11 protein-coding genes and 1 pseudogene are annotated in these 18,401 nt (G+C 72.4%); 3 read left to right on the top strand and 9 right to left on the bottom strand.

What is annotated here, in order from left to right; translation table 11 throughout:
• Nucleotides 1–66 precede the first annotated feature (66 nt).
• The 6 genes from BLV72_RS41045 to BLV72_RS41020 all read right to left on the bottom strand — a co-directional run bounded on the left by BLV72_RS41045 (nucleotide 67) and on the right by BLV72_RS41020 (nucleotide 7,251).
• Nucleotides 67–1,170 (bottom strand): NAD(P)H-dependent flavin oxidoreductase, encoded by a 1,104-nt coding sequence (locus tag BLV72_RS41045; protein WP_093468843.1) that lies wholly within the window; start codon nucleotides 1,168–1,170, stop codon nucleotides 67–69.
• A 120-nt stretch (nucleotides 1,171–1,290) separates the two neighbouring features.
• On the bottom strand, nucleotides 1,291–2,847 hold the full coding sequence (locus tag BLV72_RS41040) for a phytoene desaturase family protein (RefSeq protein ID WP_093468842.1): 1,557 nt from the start codon (nucleotides 2,845–2,847) through the stop codon (nucleotides 1,291–1,293).
• Between the two features lie 318 nt (nucleotides 2,848–3,165).
• Nucleotides 3,166–5,340 carry a serine/threonine-protein kinase gene (locus BLV72_RS41035; protein WP_093468841.1) on the bottom strand — a complete coding sequence of 725 codons (2,175 nt, stop codon included), beginning with the start codon at nucleotides 5,338–5,340 and terminating at the stop codon, nucleotides 3,166–3,168.
• A gap of 22 nt (nucleotides 5,341–5,362) precedes the next feature.
• Nucleotides 5,363–6,334: an oxygenase MpaB family protein gene (locus BLV72_RS41030; RefSeq protein WP_093468840.1), complete on the bottom strand. Its 972-nt coding sequence runs from the start codon at nucleotides 6,332–6,334 to the stop codon at nucleotides 5,363–5,365.
• A gap of 62 nt (nucleotides 6,335–6,396) precedes the next feature.
• Nucleotides 6,397–6,813 carry a VOC family protein gene (locus BLV72_RS41025; RefSeq protein ID WP_059145481.1) on the bottom strand — a complete coding sequence of 139 codons (417 nt, stop codon included), beginning with the start codon at nucleotides 6,811–6,813 and terminating at the stop codon, nucleotides 6,397–6,399.
• A 9-nt stretch (nucleotides 6,814–6,822) separates the two neighbouring features.
• On the bottom strand, nucleotides 6,823–7,251 hold the full coding sequence (locus tag BLV72_RS41020; protein ID WP_093468839.1) for a helix-turn-helix transcriptional regulator: 429 nt from the start codon (nucleotides 7,249–7,251) through the stop codon (nucleotides 6,823–6,825).
• Between the two features lie 121 nt (nucleotides 7,252–7,372).
• Here BLV72_RS41020 and BLV72_RS41015 point away from each other — a divergent pair, with 121 nt between their 5' ends.
• Nucleotides 7,373–7,783, top strand: coding sequence for a VOC family protein (locus tag BLV72_RS41015; RefSeq protein WP_093468838.1), 411 nt, complete (start codon nucleotides 7,373–7,375; stop codon nucleotides 7,781–7,783).
• A gap of 122 nt (nucleotides 7,784–7,905) precedes the next feature.
• A complete protein-coding gene (locus tag BLV72_RS41010) occupies nucleotides 7,906–10,308 on the top strand; it encodes an ATP-binding cassette domain-containing protein (protein WP_093468837.1) in 2,403 nt (800 codons plus the stop codon).
• Nucleotides 10,309–10,393: 85 nt separating this feature from the next.
• On the opposite strand, the gene BLV72_RS41005 is transcribed toward BLV72_RS41010, so the two are convergent.
• Both BLV72_RS41005 and BLV72_RS41000 read right to left on the bottom strand, forming a co-directional pair.
• The gene (locus BLV72_RS41005; RefSeq protein WP_093468835.1) at nucleotides 10,394–14,824 is read right to left on the bottom strand and encodes a caspase, EACC1-associated type; all 4,431 of its coding nucleotides are present in this window, start codon (nucleotides 14,822–14,824) and stop codon (nucleotides 10,394–10,396) included.
• Complete coding sequence (locus BLV72_RS41000; RefSeq protein WP_167746504.1) at nucleotides 14,821–15,222, bottom strand: effector-associated constant component EACC1; 402 nt, start codon at nucleotides 15,220–15,222, stop codon at nucleotides 14,821–14,823. Before BLV72_RS41000 ends, BLV72_RS41005 begins: the two co-directional genes overlap by 4 nt.
• A gap of 405 nt (nucleotides 15,223–15,627) precedes the next feature.
• On the opposite strand from BLV72_RS41000, the gene BLV72_RS40995 reads away from it, so the two are divergent.
• Nucleotides 15,628–16,749, top strand: a complete 1,122-nt coding sequence (locus BLV72_RS40995) for an FAD-dependent oxidoreductase (protein WP_093468832.1) — start codon at nucleotides 15,628–15,630, stop codon at nucleotides 16,747–16,749.
• Between the two features lie 356 nt (nucleotides 16,750–17,105).
• Here the strand turns inward: BLV72_RS40995 and BLV72_RS40990 are convergent.
• Nucleotides 17,106–18,283, bottom strand: a pseudogene (locus tag BLV72_RS40990) (acyl-CoA dehydrogenase family protein).
• Nucleotides 18,284–18,401 lie beyond the last annotated feature (118 nt).

Raw genomic sequence — 18,401 nt, 5'->3', positions numbered from 1 at the left:
GCGGTGTCAGGCGGTGTGGGACGAGATCAGGCGGGTTTTGACTGGCGGGAGCGCGGGCGGGCCCGGTCAGGCGCGCTTGGCGATGCGGATGACGCGGTCGATGGCGCGCTCGAAGCCCCGGGTCAGATCGTCGAAGACGGCCTGGACCGGGCGGACCTCGTCCATCCGGCCGACGATCTGGCCGACCGGCGTGCCGAGCAGCGGTTCCACCTCGTGCTTCTGGATGCGGGAGACGGCCTCGGCGACCAGCAGCCCCTGGAGCGGCATGGGCAGCGGGCCCGGGCCGTCCGGGTCCTCCCAGGCGTCGGTCCACTCGGTGCGCAGCTGACGGGCGGGTTTGCCGGTGAGGGCGCGGGAGCGCACGGTGTCCCCGGATCCGGCCGCCAGCAGTTTGCGGATGAGGACCGGCGAATGCAGTTCGGCCTCCTCGGTGGTGAGCCAGAGGGAGCCGATCCAGACGCCCTGGGCGCCCAGCGCAAGCCCGGCGGCGATCTGCTCACCGCTGCCGATGCCGCCCGCGGCGAGCACGGGCAGCGGGTCCACGGCCCGCACCACCTCGGGGGTGAGCACCATGGAGGCGATCTCGCCGGTGTGGCCGCCCGCCTCGTACCCCTGGGCGACGATGACATCGAGCCCCGCCTCCTTGTGGTGGAGGGCGTGGCGGGCGCTGCCCGCGAGGGCGGCCACGAGGATGCCGTGGTCATGAGCGCGGGCGACGACATCGGCCGGGGGTGAGCCCAGGGCGTTGGCCAGGAGTTTCACGGGATAGTCGAAGGCGACGTCGAGCTGGCCGCGGGCCACCTCCTCGAGCCAGCCGGTGATCCGCCAGCCGGACGCCTCGCCCTCGGCGAGCTCGGGGACGCCGTGCTTGGCGAGGGTGTCCCGGACGAACGCGCGGTGGCCTTCGGGGATCATCGCCTCGATATCGGCCTCGGTGACCCCCTCCACCTTCTTCGCGGGCATCACCACGTCCAGGCCGTAGGGCTTGCCGTCGGCGTGCTCCTCCATCCAGTCGAGGTCGCGGGCCAGCTCCTCGCCCGCGCCGTAGCGGACCGCGCCGAGCACACCGAAGCCGCCGGCCCGACTGATCGCCGCGGCCACGGCGGGGAACGGCGTGAATCCGAAGACGGCGTGCTCGACACCCAGCCTTGCGCTCAGCTCCGTCTGCATGGTCGGCAGGATGCCGCAGGGGGGCGGACGAGGGAAGAGTTTTTCTGACGCTACGTCAGATTGGGTGGAAGAAAAGCGCCCCCAGGGCCGTCGGGAGGACTCGCCGAGGGCTTTCGGACGTCACTTCCCCAGCACTGCCATGGCCGCGTTGTGCCCGGGGATTCCGCTCACCCCGCCGCCGCGCACCGCCCCCGCGCCGCACAGCAGCACATTGGCGTGGTGCGTCTCCACGCCCCAGCGGCCGGTGCCCTCCTGGGCGTACGGGAAGGCCAGGTCCCGATGGAAGATGTTGCCGCCGGGCAGCCGCAGCTCGGCGTCCAGGTCCAGCGGGGTCTTGGCCTCGATGCACGGCCGGCCGTCGGCGTCATGGGCGAGACAGTCGGTGATCGGCTCGGCGAGATGCGCGTCCAGCTCCGCGAGGGTGGCGCGCAGCAGGGCGGTGCGCGCCGCGTCGTTGTCCTCGGTGAACAGCCGGGCGGGGGTGTGCAGTCCGAACAGGGTCAGGGTCTGATAGCCCTCGCGGGCCAGCTCAGGACCGAGGATCGACGGATCGGTCAGCGAGTGGCAGTAGATCTCCGACGGCGGCCGATGCGGCAGCTCCCCCGCGGCCGCCTGGCGGTACGCGTCCTCCAGGGCGCCGTACCCCTCGGCGATGTGGAACGTCCCGGAGAACGCCTCGCGCGGGTCCACCTCGCGGTCGCGCAGCGCGGGCAGCCTGCGCAGCAGCATGTTCACCTTGAGCTGCGCCCCTTCGGCGGGCGGGGCGGGCGGCTCCTCGCCCAGCAGCCGGGCCAGCTCGCGCGGCGCGGCCCCGACGAGCACATACCGGGCGGCCGCGGTGGACTCCCCCGCCTCGCCCTCGTACCGCACCTCGGCCGAGGTGCCGTCGGCGGCGATCGCGGTGACCTCGCACCCGGTCGCGATCCGCGCGCCCGCCGCACGGGCGGCGTCGGCCAGGGCATCGGTGAGCGCGCCCATGCCGCCGACGGGGACGTCCCAGTCGCCCGTACCGCCGCCGACCACGTGGTAGAGGAAGCAGCGGTTCTGACGCAGCGACGGGTCGTGGGCCCGCGCGAAGGTGCCGATGAGCGCGTCGGTGAGGACCACGCCCCGGACGAGGTCGTCGTCGAACGCCGCCTCGACCGCCTCCCCCAGCGGCCGCTCGAACAGCGCCTGCCACGCCGCGTCGTCCCCGATCCGCGCCCGCAGCTCCTCCCGGGTGGGCAACGGCTCGGTCAGCGTGGGGAAGACGCGCTCGGCGACGCGCTGGGTCATGCCGTAGAAGCGCTGCCAGGACTCGTACTCCCGCTCCGAGCCGGTCAGCCGCGCGAACGCGGCGCGCGTCCGGGCGGAGGAGCCGGCATCCACCAGCAGCCCGGTGTGGCGCCCGCCCCGGACCTCGGGCGTGTACGAGGACACCGCGCGCTTGCGCACCGCGAAGCGCAGTCCGAGGTCGTCGACGATCCGCCGTGGCAACAGGCTGACCAGGTAGGAGTAGCGCGAGAGCCGTGCGTCCACGCCGGGATAGGGCCGTGTGGAGACGGCGGCGCCACCGGTGTGGCCGAGGCGCTCGAGCACCAGCACGCTCCGCCCGGCGCGGGCGAGATACGCGGCGGCGACCAGACCGTTGTGACCGCCGCCGACGATGACGACGTCATACGCATCGCTGTGAGACATGCCCTCTGGTTAGCACGCGCTGATCGCCGGGGCCAGGGCGCCGCAGGTCACCCCTGCCGCGCCCGCCGCACCCGCCGTCCCGGCGCTTGGGCCATAGCCGCCGCCTGGGCCGTCCCGGCCGCCTGGGCCCGCTCGGCCGCCTCGGCCGTCCCGCCCGGCCCCGCCGCCTGAGCCGTGGCCGCCGCCCAGGCCCGCTCGGCCGCCTCGGCCGTCCCGCCCGGCCCCGCCGCCTCGGGCGTGGCCGCCGCCCAGGCCCGCTCGGCCGTCTCGGCCGCCTGGGCGCTCGGCCCGCTCGGCCGCCCAAGCCCGCTCGGCCGCCTAGGCCGTCTCCGTCGTCTCGGCGCGCCGGCCCAACCGCTCCAGGCAGTGGGCCTCGTCGCCGCGGCTGACGAGGGTGTCGGGATGGTCGGGACCGAGGACGCGGGCGCGGGCTCGGGTCACCCGGCGGTAGCCGTCCAGCGCGTCGGACCAGCGGCCGAGCCAGCCCAGGGCGACGGCCACCTCGCGGCGGCTGACCAGGGTGTCCGGATGGTCGGGGCCCAGGGCGCGCTCGCGGACGTCGCAGACCTCCCGCGCCTCGGCGAGCGCCTCCTCCCAGCGGCCCAGCCGGCCGAGGCTGACGCCGAGGCCGTGCCGGGCCCGGAGGGTCTCCGGATCGGCCGGGCCGTGGGCGCGGATGCGGTCCTCGACGAGGGCGCGGTAGACCGCGAGGGCCTCCGCGCCCCGGTCCAGCCGCCCCAGGCCGACGCCGATCTCGTAGCGGGCGGCGAGGGTGTCGGGATGGTCGGGGCCGAGGGTGCGGGCGCGGTCGGCGGCCACCTCGCGGAAGATGTCCAGGGCCGCCCGCCAGCGGTCGAGGCGGCCGAGGGCGTACGCCACCTCGTAGCGGGTGACCAGCGTATCGGGGTGGTCGGGGCCCAGCACCCGGGCGCGGTCGGCGGCCACCCCCTCCGCCATGCGGTACGCCTCCTCCAGGCGCCCCAGGCAGCCCAGGTTGAAGGCGAGATTGTGGCGGCAGCGCAGGGTGTCGGGGTGGTCGGCGCCCATGGCGCGCTCGCGGGCGGCGAGCACGGCCACATAGAGGTGCTGGGCCTCGGGGTAGCGGCCGAGGCGGCCCAGGGTGTACGCGGTCTCCTGGCGGGCGGCGAGGGTGTCCGCGTGGTCGGGGCCCAGGGCGCGCTCGCGGCCCGCCGCGACCCGCTCGTACTCGCGCAGCGCGTCGCCGGGGCGGCCCAGGATCCCGAGGGCGAAGGCGGCCTCATAGCGGCTGGCGAGGGTGTCGGGGTGGTCGGCGCCCAGTGCGCGCTCGCGCTCGGCGGCCACCGCGCGGTGGGTTGCCACGGCCTCCTCCCAGCGGCCCAGCCGCCCCAGGTCCAGCGCGGCGCGGTGCCGGTCGGCGAGCCGGGCCCGGACCTCGGGCGGCGGCGGTGCGGGCAGCGCGCTGACGCGGCGTCCGGTCCAGGCGCCGGTGAGCGCGGCCGTCGCGTCGGGCGGGGTCGCCGACAGCAGTCCCACGCCGCCGGTGTGCGCCTTGGACCCGGTGGTCATGTCCTGGGCCCAGGCCGGAAGTCGGGGGGCCGGGGGTCCGGCGGCCGGTAGCGCGCCGCGGGGCCCGGGGAGCGGCGGCGCCGTCGGCCACCGGGGCGCGCGCTCCGGGGCGATCCGCTGGGCGAGCTCGGCGGCGTCGCGTGGCCGCCCCTCCGGGGTCTTGGCCAGCAGATCGAGGACGGCGCGCTCGAACCGCTCGGGGAGTTCGGGCCGGTGGCCGCGCGGCGGGGCGGGCTGGGTGTGGCGGTGGCCGACGAGGACCGCCCATGCGTCGTCGAGGGCGAACGGCGGTGCTCCGGTGGCCAGTTCGTAGAGCACACAGCCCAGGGAGTACAGATCGCTGCGGTGGTCGACCGGGCCGCCCGCGATCTGCTCGGGCGACATGTAGTGCGGGGTGCCCATGGCGACGCCGGTGCCGGTGAGCCGGGAGGTGAAGCCGACGTCATGGCCGAGGCGGGCGATGCCGAAGTCGCAGAGCTTCACGGTGCCGTCGGTGAGCCGCATGATGTTGGCCGGCTTCAGGTCGCGGTGCACCACGCCCTGGTCATGGGTGTAGGCGAGGGCCGCGGCGACCTGCTCCGCGATGTCCAGCACCTCGGGGACCGGCAGCGGGCGGCGCTCGTTGTCCTTCAGCAGCTGGCTGAGGTTACGGCCCTCCAGCAGCTCCATGACCAGGTACAGCGCGCCCTCGTACTCGCCGAAGTCATGCACCACCGTGACCCCGCGGTGCTGCAGCGCGGCGGCCACCCGCGCCTCCCGGCGGAAGCGCTCGCGCACCACACCGGTGAACGAGGGGTCGTGGCGCGACCCCAGCGGTTTGAGGCATTTGACGGCGACGCGCCGGCCGAGCGACTCGTCGCGCGCCCGCCACACCTCGCCCATTCCCCCGCGCCCGATCCGGTCCAGCAGCCGGTACCGGCCCTGGATCAGCCTGGTGTCCGCCATGCTCCCCCTGCCTTGGCGGAAGTCAGCTTCCGCCGCCCCCGTGGAGACCGGCCGCGTGCGGCCGAACCCCCGTCGCATCCCCGCTGTCCAGTATGGCCGCGTTTCTGCGCAGTTTGTAGGGCGAGGGGCGGCTGCCCGGTCCGAGCCGCTCGACCGCGCGCATGATGTGCTTCGGCGGGAGCTGCCAGCGGGCCGTGGGCGGGATGCAGCGCAGCGCCCTGCCCATCGCCCGCAATCGGCGGGTGACCACGGCGGGCGGGGGCGCGGGGCGCCCGTACAGTTCGTGGGCGTACGGGGGCAGGGACCCGTAGGCGAGCGCGGCGAAGCGCCCCCAGATCGCCTCACGCGCCGGGACGAGCAGGACATGGACCGGGGGCCGCCGCAGAAAGGCGTCCACCTCGCGGGCCTCGGGGGTGTTGGCGAGTTGGGGGCGCACCCTCGCGAAGTACGCGGCGAGCGCCGCCGTATCGGCCGGTACGGCGGCGGGGTCGAGGCCGACCAGCCGGGCGGACACCACGTTCTCGGCGACATAGGCGTCCGCCTGGGCGTCGGTGAGCGGATAGCCGGAGCGGCGCATCACATGGAGGTACGAGTCGATCTCGGCGCAGTGCACCCACAGCAGCAGCTCGGGCTCGTCGACGCCGTGCCGGACACCGGTGACGGGGTCGGTCAGGGAGAGCCTGCGGTGAATGCCCCGGACCTTGGCGCCCGCCCGCTCGGCGGCCTCGGTGGTGCCGTAGGTGATGGTGGCGACGAACCGCGCGGTGCGCAGCAGCCTTCCCCAGGCGTCCTTGCGGAAGTCGGAGTTCTGGGTGACGCCGCGCACCGCGAGTGGATGCAGGGCCTGGAGGTACAGGGCGCGCACCCCCGCGATCCACATCACCGGGTCGCCGTGCATCTGCCAGGTGACCGACCGGGGCCCGTAGAGCCCCGGGTCGGCGTCCGATCCGCCCCGCCGTATGGCCGATCCGCCCTGCCGTATGGCCGCCGCCATGGCCACCACCTCCCGACGGCCAGCCTAGGCGGCGACGGCCCCCTGGGCGGGCCCCGAAGGGCTCACTTCTTCAGGGGCTGGGTGAAGCGCAGCATGTTGCCGGAGGGGTCGCGGAAGGCGCAGTCGCGGACGCCGTAAGGCTGGTCCATGGGTTCCTGCAGCACCTCGCCGCCCGCGGCGCTGACGCGCTCGAAGGTGGCGTCGCAGTCGTCCGTCGCGAAGATGACACCGCGCAACAGGCCCTTGGCCATCAGCTCCGCCATGACCTGTCTGTCGGCGGGCGAGGCGTTGGGGTCGGCCAGCGGCGGCTCCAGGACGATGTTCACGTCCGGCTGCGAGGGCGCCCCCACGGTCACCCAGCGCATTCCCTCGAACCCGACGTCGTTGCGGACCTCGAGACCGAGGGCATCGCGGTAGAAGGCGAGCGCCTTGTCGTGGTCGTCGACGGCGATGAAGCAACTGGAGAGTGTGATGTCCATGCGCTCACGCTACGGCCGGTCGGCGGGGCTCGCTTCTCCGTTCCTGACCGGTCGCGTGTGGATCTTGGCCATGCAGGCCGGGATGGCGGCGCCATGGTCATGACTCCGGGCCCGGTAGCTGCTCGGGCTCTCGCCGACCAGCTCGGTGAAGCGCGAGCTGAACGACCCGAGCGAGGTACAACCGACCGCCATGCAGACCTCGGTCACCGTAAGGTCGCCGCGCCGCAGCAGCGCCTTGGCCCGCTCGATGCGGCGGGTCATCAGATAGCTGTACGGCGTCTCGCCGAAGGCGGCCCGGAAGCTGCGGGAGAAGTGGCCCGGCGACATCAGGGCGCCACGCGCCAACGCCGGGACGTCGAGCGGCTCGGCGTAGTCGCGGTCCATCCGGTCGCGGGCCCGCCGCAGCCGGACCAGGTCATCGAGATCCTGCCGTTTCACCGGCTCAGTTTCCCACAGCACCGGGGGCCGGGGAGGAGGAGCGACCGGCCGGGAGGACAGCCGGCGGACCGGTCAGGAATGGAGAAGCCCCGGTCACTCGGGCGCGGCTAGCGTCATCGCCATGGACCTCACCATTCACTGGACCTTCCTCCCGCATGACGACCCGGACGCCTCGCTGGCCTTCTACCGCGACACCCTCGGCTTCGAGGTCCGCAAGGACGTCGGATACGACGGGATGCGCTGGCTCACGGTCGGCCCCGCCGGGCAGCCCGGAACCTCCATCGTCCTGGAGCCCCCGGCCCTCGGCCCCGGCATCACCGACGACGAGCGCCGCACGGTCACCGAGATGATGGCCAAGGGCAGCTACGCCCGCGTCACCCTGGCCACCGCCGACCTCGACGGCGTCTTCGCACGGGTGCGGACCAGCGGCGCCGAGGTCGTCCAGGAGCCGACCGAGCAGCCGTACGGCATTCGCGACTGCGCCTTCCGCGATCCCGCGGGCAACATGATCCGCATCAACGAGCTGCGTTGAGCCGTCCGGCCCCGGCAGCCACGACCTGCGAACCGGACGTATTGTTCGAAGCTGGTCAGATCGAGCCAGGCGACACCGCTGGAGATCACGAAGGCGGCCCCGCCCGAACAGATGGAGACACGATGAGCATGGCCACGGACACGGACCAGCGGTCACCTGTGCCCCACATCGCCGACAGCCACGATCTGATCCGGGTGCACGGCGCGCGCGAGAACAACCTCAAGGACGTCAGCATCGAGATCCCGAAGCGCCGGCTGACGGTGTTCACCGGCGTCTCCGGCTCGGGCAAGAGCTCGCTGGTGTTCACCACCATCGCCGCGGAGTCGCAGCGGCTGATCAACGAGACCTACAGCACCTTCGTACAGGGCTTCATGCCGACACTGGCGCGGCCCGAGGTCGATGTACTCGACGGGCTGACCAGCGCGATCATCGTCGACCAGCAGCGGATGGGATCCGACCCCCGCTCCACCGTCGGCACCGCCACCGACGCCAACGCGATGCTGCGCATCCTCTTCAGCCGGCTCGGCGAGCCGCACATCGGCCCGCCCGGCGCGTACTCCTTCAACGTCGCCTCGGTCTCGGCGCGGGGTGGGTTCACGGTCGACCGCGGTACCGAGAAGACCAAGACCGAGACGGTGAGCTTCAGCCGCACCGGCGGCATGTGCACGCACTGCGAGGGCCGGGGCTCGGTCTCCGACATCGACCTCACCCAGCTGTACGACGACTCCAAGTCGCTCGCCGAGGACCCGTTCACCATCCCCACCTACACCGGTGGCGGCTGGGTCGTGCGGGTCATCGCCGAGTCGGGCTTCTTCGACAAGGACAAGCCGATCCGGGAGTACACCAAGAAGGAGCGGCACGACTTCCTCTACCGCGAGCCCACCAAGGTGAAGATCAACGGTGTCAACCTCACCTACGAAGGGCTGATCCCGAAGATCCAGAAGTCGTTCCTCGCCAAGGACCGCGAGTCGATGCAGCCGCACATCCGGGCGTTCGTGGACCGGGCGGTCACCTTCGCCGAGTGTGCCGAGTGCGGCGGCAGCCGGCTCAGCGAGTCGGCCCGCTCCTCCCGGATCGGCAAGGTCAACATCGCCGACGCCTGCGCGATGGAGATCCGCGACCTGGCCGAATGGGTCCGCGGACTGGACGAGCCGTCGGTGGCGCCGCTGCTCGCCAAGGTGCGGCACACCCTCGACTCGTTCGTGGAGATCGGCCTCGGCTACCTCTCCCTCGACCGGGCCTCGGGCACGCTCTCCGGCGGAGAGGCGCAGCGCATCAAGATGATCCGCCACCTCGGCTCCTCGCTCACCGATGTCACCTACGTCTTCGACGAGCCCACCATCGGCCTGCACCCGCATGACATCCAGCGGATGAACGATCTGCTGCTGCGGCTGCGGGACAAGGGCAACACGGTGCTGGTGGTGGAGCACAAGCCGGAGACGATCGCCATCGCCGACCACGTCGTGGACCTCGGCCCGGGCGCCGGCACGGCGGGCGGCACCGTCTGCTTCGAGGGCAGCGTCGAGGGGCTGCGGGCGAGCCAGACCATCACCGGCCGCCATCTCGACGACCGGGCCGGGCTCAAGGAGACGGTCCGCAAGGCCACCGGCGCCCTGGAGATCCGGGGCGCGACAGCCAACAACCTGCGGAACGTCGACGTCGACATCCCGCTCGGCGTGCTCTGCGTCGTCACCGGCGTCGCCGGCTCCGGCAAGAGCTCGCTCCTCCACGGTTCCATTCCGGCCCCGGAGGGTGTGGTCTCGGTGGACCAGACCCCGATCCGCGGCTCGCGCCGGAGCAACCCGGCGACGTACACCGGGCTGCTCGACCCGATCCGCAAGGCGTTCGCGAAGGTCAACGGCGTCAAGCCGGCGATGTTCAGCGCCAACTCCGAGGGCGCCTGCCCCACCTGCAACGGCGCCGGAGTGATCTACACCGACCTGTCGATCATGCAGAGCACCGCCACCACCTGCGAGGAGTGCGAGGGCAAGCGGTTCGAGGCATCGGTGCTGGAGTACCACCTCGGCGGCCGTGACATCAGCAAGGTGCTCGCCATGTCGGTGGCCGAGGCCGAGGAGTTCTTCGGCAGCGGCGAGGCGCGCACACCGGCGGCCCACAAGATCCTCCAGCGGATGTCGGACGTCGGACTCGGCTACCTCACCCTCGGCCAGCCGCTCACCACGCTCTCCGGCGGCGAGCGGCAGCGGCTCAAGCTGGCAGTCCACATGGCAGACAAGGGCGGCGACCGCCAGGTCTTCGTACTCGACGAGCCGACCACCGGTCTGCACCTCGCCGACGTCGAGCAACTGCTCGGCCTGCTCGACCGGCTCGTCGACTCCGGCAAGTCGGTCATCGTCATCGAGCACCACCAGGCGGTCATGGCACACGCCGACTGGATCATCGACCTCGGCCCCGGTGCCGGTCACGACGGCGGCCGCATCGTCTTCGAGGGCACCCCCGCCGACCTCGTCGCCGAGCGCTCCACCCTCACCGGCCGGCACCTCGCGGAGTACATCGGCGCCTGACCGAGGTGGCCCGCGCGTGCACCTGGCCGAGGCGCTGCCGGCACGACATCAGCTCCGGGCCGGCGGCGCCTCTCATATGGCGCCGTCATCCCCGTGACTTCGGACAGGTCTCCACGAACTCCGCGGCCGGTACGTGGTCTGCCCACTGTTCACGGGTGAGGCCGCCGCCCGCGACCCGGCAGGCCATGCCGACGGTGTCGGCCGCGATCTCTGGGTAGTCGCCGATGTCCACGACGTAGGCGAAGCCCGCACTCGATGTGATCATGGTCCGCCCGTGTGGTCCGCCCAGCACCACGTCGTCGACGCCCTCGCTATGGCCGCCGAAGGTGAGCGCGAGATGTGGCCGCTCGGGGTCGGCGACGCTCCACAGGCGTACGGCGCCGTCCTCCCCCGCACCGGCCAGCAGATTGCCCTCGGGGTGAAAGGCGAGCCGGTTGGTCTTCGCGGCGTCCCCTCCCATCGGTTCGGTCTCGCCCCGCATGCGTGCGCTTCCCGCGTGCTTCGCGTCCCACAGGTGCACACCGACGTCCGGGCCCGTGGTCGGGGGCAGCTGAGCGACGGCCGCCACGGTGTTCCCCCGGGGAGCGAACGCGGCCCAGGAGCCTGCCAGGTAGAAGTGGTCGCCGGACAGCAAGGTCATCTTCCCGGAGGAGAGGTCCCAGAGGTGGACCCTCACCCCCGCCAGCAAGAGCCGGCGGCCGTCCGGGCTGAAGGCGACCTCCCTCAGCCCGCCAAGGCTGCGGGATCGGGTCACGGCGGGCCGGGCGGGGTCGGACACGTCCCAGACGCGGACCTGTTCCAGGTCGTTGACGGCGAGCAGCGGCGCGTCGGGGGCGAAGGCCAGCGAGGGTCCGACGGCCCCTTGGTTGTCGCTGCTCAGGGAGCCGGCAATCCGTGGACGGGCCGGGTCGGAGACATCCCAGAGGGTGACCCTCCGGTCGTGGTTCAGTGTCGCGAGCAGGGCGCCGTCGGAGCTGAAGGCGACGTCGGAGATGACATCACCGGTGCCGATGACGGTAGTGCCGCCGACGCCGTCGTGCGCGTTCTCCACAGGGTTGTCCAACTCGGCCAGCCGCCGTGGTTCGGCGGGGTCGGACAGGTCCCACAGGCCGATCCGCGCACCCCGGGTGGCGGCGAGTGTCGTGCCGTCCGGCGCCAGGGCCAGGTCATTCCCGCCCGGTATCACGTCCAGAACCTCCGACTGGTCGACGTCGGCCATGTCCCAGTGGACGACCTCACCGAAGCTCACTGAGACCAGCGAGCGGCCGTCCGCACCGAACCTCGTCGCATCGACGAACGACGAGTGCCCGGCCAACCGGGACTGTCTGGTCACATCCCGCGGATCGCCGACATTCCACAGGGCAACGCTTTTGTCCCATCCTCCGCTGGCCAGACGCCGGCCGTCCGGGGAGAAGTCGAGGGAGCCGACGTCATTCGCATGGGCCGTCCATTCGTCGAGAACCTTCGGGTCCCGGGGCGAGCGGATGTCGACCATTTTGACCACGCGGTCGTCGCTCACCGCCAGCAGGTCGCCGTCCGGACTGAACGCCAACACGTCGCCGGCCTCTTCCACCTTTCCACCGGGCCGGGGCTCGCGGGGGTTCGAGAGATCCCACAGACGCAGGTCCCCGTTGCTGTCCGCGGTGGCGAGCAGGTGGCCGTCCGGGCTGAACGCCACCCGGTCGCTCTGCAGGTTCAGACGCGACGTGTCCTTGACGACGGAGAGCCGTCGCGAGCTCCTCGGATCTCGGACGTCCCATAGGGTGAGCATGCCGGGACCGCCGTGCCGGGACCAACCGATGGCCGCCACCATGCTTCCGTCCGGGCTCACGGCAACCCCGGCCGGTCTGTCGGTCTCGTCCGTCACGTCCTCCGCCCGCAGCGTCGCCACATGACGCGATCCCCCGCCCCGCCTCGGGCCGGCGAGGTTCCACAGCCGCACCTCGTCTTCACCGCACGTGGCCGCGAGCATCCGGTCGTCGGGCCCGCCGAAGGCCAAGCTCGAGCCCGCGCCGTCCTTCGAGGGACACGCCAGTCGTGCCAGCGGGGTGCGGGGAACCGAGTGGCGGCTGGTGTCCCACAGTGCCAGATCCTCACCGCTCACCGTGGCCAGCCTCCGCCCACCGGCGCCGAGCACCCCATCGGTCTCCGACGCGGGCAGCCTGGAGGCGCCACGGAACGCGTTCTGGGCCAGGGTGTCGAAGAGCGCACGGCGGGCGTCGGCACTGGGACGCAGAGCGTACGCGGCGAGGCCGAGCCGCAGTGCGGTGCGAGGGTCGGTCGTATCGAGGTTGCCGGCCTCGGCCAACAGCGAGCGGGCGGTGGCCAGCCGTTGCTGCGCTTCCGCGTTCCGCTGCTGTCGCACCGCGACGACGGCGGCGACGAGCGCGAGACACAGGGCGACGGCGACAGCGGCCAGTGCTCGTTTCAGCATCCTGGTCCGGCGCTGCTCGCGATGCAGTTCGCTCGTGGCCGCAGCCTGTCCGGCCGCGAGGAACTCCGCTTCCCCGGCCGGCAGTTCGGACTGCTCCGCGAGTTCAACAGCCGCCTGGAGCCGACTTCCCCGGTAGAGGAAGGCGGCGTCACGCCCCGCGGTGTCCCACTCCTCGGCAGCGGTTCCCAGCTGTTGCCGCAGCAGCAGGGTCGCGGCATCTTCCTCGATCCACCGCCGAAGCTGGGGCCAGGCTCGCAACAGTGCCTCGTGCGCGATCTGCACCGTGTCCTTGTCCGCCGTCAAGAGACGTGCGTCGGCCAGCCGTTCGCGGATGTCTTCCGACCCGGCCGGCACGGCGGCGAGCGGAACCCGATGCCGTACGACCGGGGCTCCGCCGTCCGGGGGGAGATGGACCAGACGCAGCAGCAGCTCCCGCATCATCGCGCGTCCCACACCGTCCAGTGAGTCGTAGAAGCGCTGGGTCGTGGTGGCCACCGAATGCCAGATGCCCTTCGTGGCCTGATAGCCGGAGAGGGTGAGCCGGCTTCCGCTGCGGCGACGCCATGTCTCCCGCAACACGTGGGCCAGGAACGGCAGTGCGGCCGCCGCGTCGTGGGCTGAGCGCCCCGACCGCAGATCGTGCAGCAGCCGGTCGGTCAGCCCCGGCTCGACAGTCAGTCCCACGGCCGCCGCCGGGCCCTCGACGGCGGCACGCAGCTCCCGCTCGCGCAGCGGGGGAACGGTGAGCTGGGCCCGGGCCAGAGCCCTTTCGAGCCCGGGCTCCTCCAGGCAGCTTCCGTAGTGGTCGGCACGCAGGGCGAGGACGACGCGGGGTGTGGGGCGGGGCCCGTTCCCGGTGAGCAGGGAGACGAACGCGGCGCGCTCATCCGGCGTGTGGCACCGTGTGAAGATCTCCTCGAACTGATCGATCACCAGCAGTCGGCAGGCGGGCTGCTCGTGCGGCGGCGGTGGGAAGCTCCCACGTTCCAGTTCGGTCCGTACCTCTCGCGCGTCACGCCCGGTGGCTCGCGCCCACGCCTCGGCCAGGGTGCGCATCGGGTGCGGCCCAGGGGCCGGAACCAGCAGCGCGGGGGCGAGCGAGGCGGCACGGGCCTCGAGACCGGCGAGCAGGCCGGCGCGCAGCACGGACGACTTGCCCGCTCCGGAGGCGCCCACCAGCACCACCGGGCCGTCGTCCGGCGCGTCCTTGACCATCTCGAAGAGCCGCGAGGTGAGTTCCTCGCGTCCGAAGAAGTGCGCACTGTCCTCCGCGCGGTACGGCTGCAGCCCTGGGTACGGGCAGGGCAGGTCCGCCGGCCGGTCGGCCTCCTCGGTTCGACCGGTCGGGTAGGCGCGGTTGCGCGCGAGCACGAGCGATCCCAGCGTGCCCTCACTCTGCCGGGCCGGATTGACGCGCCCGTCGTCCGCGAACTCCTCGTCGAGCGCGGCATGCAGCCGGTCGGCGGTCAGCCACAGTGGTCCGGCCGGGTCTCCCGCGTTGAGCAGTTCGAGCAGCCGCCCGCTGAACAGGGTGTGCCGTTCGCCTTCGGGGGCGAACGAGAGCGCGTAGTGCGAGGCCGATGTGAGCAGGAAGCTGCCCCGGGGCCGCGAGGAGGCGAAGGCCCGACGCGCCCCGCCCTGCGCGGGCGGAGCACCCGCACGGCCGGAGAAGCAGCAGTCGAGGACGACGAGGCTGCCACTCGGCGCCTCGCCCAGCAGGTCACGGATCGTGCGGTACGAGACGGACTGTGCGACGTGCCGGGCGGATCGGCTGGCCCGGGTGGCGAGGTACAGGTCGTCGCGCGGACCGAGCAGACCGTGCCCGGCGTAGTAGAACAGCACGGGTCCGCCGTCGGTGGCTGTCGCCTCCTCGACCGCACCGACCACCTCGGTGGCATGGGCGTGAGCCGGGACGCGCACGACGTGCCCCGGCGCCATGCCGCACACGTCGAGCAGAGTGTCCTGAAGATCGTCGAGTGTGGTGTCCACGGACGGCAAATCGTCCAGTTTCGACCCGCGGATGTGGCCCCCGGTGCCGAACAGCACGGCTCGCGCGCCGGGTGCCGCGAGACCGCCGGTCATGTCGTCGGGGAGTCCGGCGAGTCCTCCCCGTCCTGCGCGGGGCGTGCCAGGCGTTCGGCGAGGTCGGCCGCCTCCTGCGGGCTCAGCGCGCGGGCCTGGCGGGAGGAGATGGTGATCCGGGTGCCATCGGGCCGGGTCACACTGATCGTATGGCTGCTGCGACGGGTCTGCACCCAGGCCACCAGTGCCCCCGCGAAGGCCGCGGCGACCCCGCCGGGCTCCAGTACCGCCACCAACGCGTCGGCGGCCGGTCCCATCGCCCCCGCCGGAACACCGTCCCGTTCCACCCGGTCGACGCGCCCTCTCAGCTGCGGTACGTCCGTCAGCCACGTTCCGAGTTCCGCGAGGCCGCCCTCCGCGCCGTCCTCATCGCCACGTACCGTCACTACAAGCCGCATGGTCCCCCCGGGGTCGGACGTTTTCTCCGGGCAAGGCGACGCGCCCGGCTGAGCCGCCCCTCCTCGCCCTTCCGACAGCATGCCGCACGGGAACCACGCACGACACGCTTTTCCTCGGCAGGGTCGCCGACTCCACACCGTCCCGGGGGTTTTCGCCGGTAGTCGGCGCCGGCGCACCGCGCCGGCGCCTGGGCTGGCGCCTGGGCTGTGCCAACGAGACATCGCACCGCAGCGCGTGCCACGAGAGCCGCCGGGACCGCGGTGTCGGTGGTATCTCGGGGCTGTCGGTCCGATGCCGGTGGCTTGTCGCCGGAAGGCCGGTGGTTTGTCGGCGGAGGGCCGGAGCCTTGCCGGAGAGCCTGCCGGGTGCCCATCCGGCGGGCATGCGACAGGCGAGGAATCCGCATGACCACTCACGTCACGATCATCGGCGCCGGACTCGGCGGGCTCACGCTCGCCCGCGTCCTGCATGTCCACGGCATCCCGGCCACCGTCTACGAGGCGGAGCCCTCGCCGACGGCGCGTTCGCAGGGCGGGATGCTCGACATCCACGACTACAACGGCCAACTGGCCCTGCGGGCGGCCGGTTTGATGGACGAGTTCCGTGGCATCGTCCTGGAGGGCCGCCAAGCGGTGCGGGGCCTCGACCGGGAGGGGAACGTCCTGCTCGACGAGCCCGACGACGGTACGGGCGGACGCCCCGAGGTGCAGCGCGGCGAGTTGCGGCAGCTGCTGCTCGACTCGCTCCCGGCGGGCACCGTCCGGTGGGGACACAAGGTCAGTGGTGTTCGTGCCCTCGGCGAGGGCCGCCATGAGGTGACCTTCGCCGACGGCGGCACCGTCGCCACAAGTCTGCTGGTCGGCGCGGATGGCGCGTGGTCACGGGTCCGGCCGGTGCTTTCCGGCGCGAACCCCGTGTACGCCGGCACATCGTTCGTCGAGACCTACCTGTTCGACGCCGACACCCGGCACCCCGCTGCCGCGAAGGCGGTCGGTGGCGGGTCGATGTTCGCGGGCGATCAGGGCACGCGGCAGATCGGGGCCCAACGGGAGAAGGGTGGGACCCTTCACGTCTACGCGATGCTGACCGAACCGCTGGACTGGTTCGGCGGTATCGACTTCGCCGATCCCACCGCGGCCACCGAACGGATCGTGCGGGCGTTCGACGGCTGGGCACCGGAACTCACCGCCCTGATCAGCGAAAGCGATACCGCACCGGTGCTGCGCCCCCTCTACTCGCTGCCGGTCGGCCACCGGTGGGACCGGGTGCCGGGGGTGACCCTGGTCGGCGACGCCGCCCACCTCATCCCCCCGAACGGCGAGGGCGCCAACCTGGCCATGCTGGACGGCGCCGACCTCGGTGAGGCCCTCGCCGCGCACCCGGGCGACATCGAGACCGCGCTCTTCGCATACGAGCACCTGATGTTCCCTCGCAGTGCCGAGCAGCTCGCGACAGCCGAAGACCCTGACCACCCCACCCTCCAGGACGTGATCAACATTTTCACCCGGGACGAGCAGCCCTCATGAGCCGCCGGCTGAGACCACCACGGTGACGGTCGCTCCCGCTCAGGTGCCCGACCGCTCCCGTGATCGCCGTTCGTGGAACGGTCACTGTGGCCGTTCCACGAACACTCTCCGCTACGCCGCCCGCCTGGCGGTCACCTGCGAGCAGGAGCCCGACTCGGCGGGTGCGGCGATGCGCAGGGACGTCGACGTGGGACCTGGCCCCAAGCTCGGCCTGAAGACCCACCACGACATCGTCGGCGCCACCCGGAAGAAGCCGCGCGCCCCGTGGAGGAGGACCGGCGTGGACGACCCCCCCGGCCGGTCTACAAGAACTTCCGCATCATCGGGGGCTACAACTTCCAGAGCCCCTCACCTTCTCAGCGACGCACCCGTGGCATCCCCAGGCCGATCCAGGAGATGATCTCCCGCTGGATCTCGTTGTTGCCGCCGCCGAAGGTGAAGACGACGCTGCTGCGGTAGCCGCGCTCCAGCTCTCCGTGGAGGACCTCGCCCGCCGAGCCCTCCTTGAGGGGACCGGCGGCGCCGACGATCTCCATCAGCCAGGCGTAGGCGTCGCGGCGCGCCTCGGAGCCGTACACCTTGACGGCGGAGGCGTCCTGTGGGGTCAGGGTGTCGCGCTGGAGGGCGTCCACCATCTGCCAGTTGAGCACCTTCATGGCGTCCAGCCGGGCATGCGTACGGGCCAGCCGGCCGCGCACCCAGGCCAGGTCGATCACCCGGCGGCCGTCGGGGAGCTTGGTGTCGGCGGCCCACTGGCGGACGCCGCGCAGGGCGCGGATGGCCATGGTGCCGTGGGCGGCGAGGGTGACCCGCTCGTAGTTGAGCTGGGTGGTGATCATGCGCCAGCCCTCGTTCTCGGGCCGACCCGGCGGGTGGCGGGGACGCGGATGTTCTCGTAGTAGCTGGCGGTGGTGTCGTGGGAGGCGAGGGTCTTGATGAGGGTGGCGGAGTAGCCGGGGTCGGCGGTCGGGACCAGCAGGATGCTGATGCCCTTGTGGGGTTTGGCGTCGGGGTCGGTGCGGACCGCGAGCCAGACCCAGTCGGCGGTGTCGCCGTTGGTCGTCCAGGTCTTCTGGCCGTTGACGATGTAGTCGTCGCCGTCGCGCACCGCGCGGGTCTTGAGGGAGGCGAGGTCGGTACCGGCGTCGGGCTCGCTGTAGCCGATCGCGAAGTCGATCTCGCCGGAGAGGACCTTGGGCAGGAAGTAGGCCTTCTGCTCCTCGGTGCCGAACCGCATGATCGTGGGCCCGACCGTGTTGAGCGCCATCAGCGGCAGCGGCACGCCGGCCTGGGCCGCCTCGTCGAAGAAGATGAACTGCTCGACCGGGCCGAGCCCGCGCCCGCCGTACTCCTGGGGCCAGCCGACCCCCAGCCAGCCGTCGGTGCCGAGCCGGCGGATGGTCTCGCGGTAGAACCGCTTCTGCCCGGTGGAGTCGGCATAGCGGGCGTAGGCGTCGTCGGGGACCAGTTGGGCGAAGTACGCGCGCAGCTCATCGCGCAACCGCCGCTGATCAGGGGTGTATTCGAGGTCCACGGCCCCTCCTGGAGTCTCGCGTGCGCCGTACGGCGGTCTGGGAGCGTCCTGGGATCGAGGGGCACGGTAGAACGTGTTCCAACAATACGGAAGGGCCGTGGACCGGGCCCGTCGACCC

Source organism: Streptomyces melanosporofaciens (genome assembly GCF_900105695.1).
Classification (GTDB): domain Bacteria; phylum Actinomycetota; class Actinomycetes; order Streptomycetales; family Streptomycetaceae; genus Streptomyces; species Streptomyces antimycoticus.
This window is presented reverse-complemented; position numbering and strand designations above follow the sequence as displayed.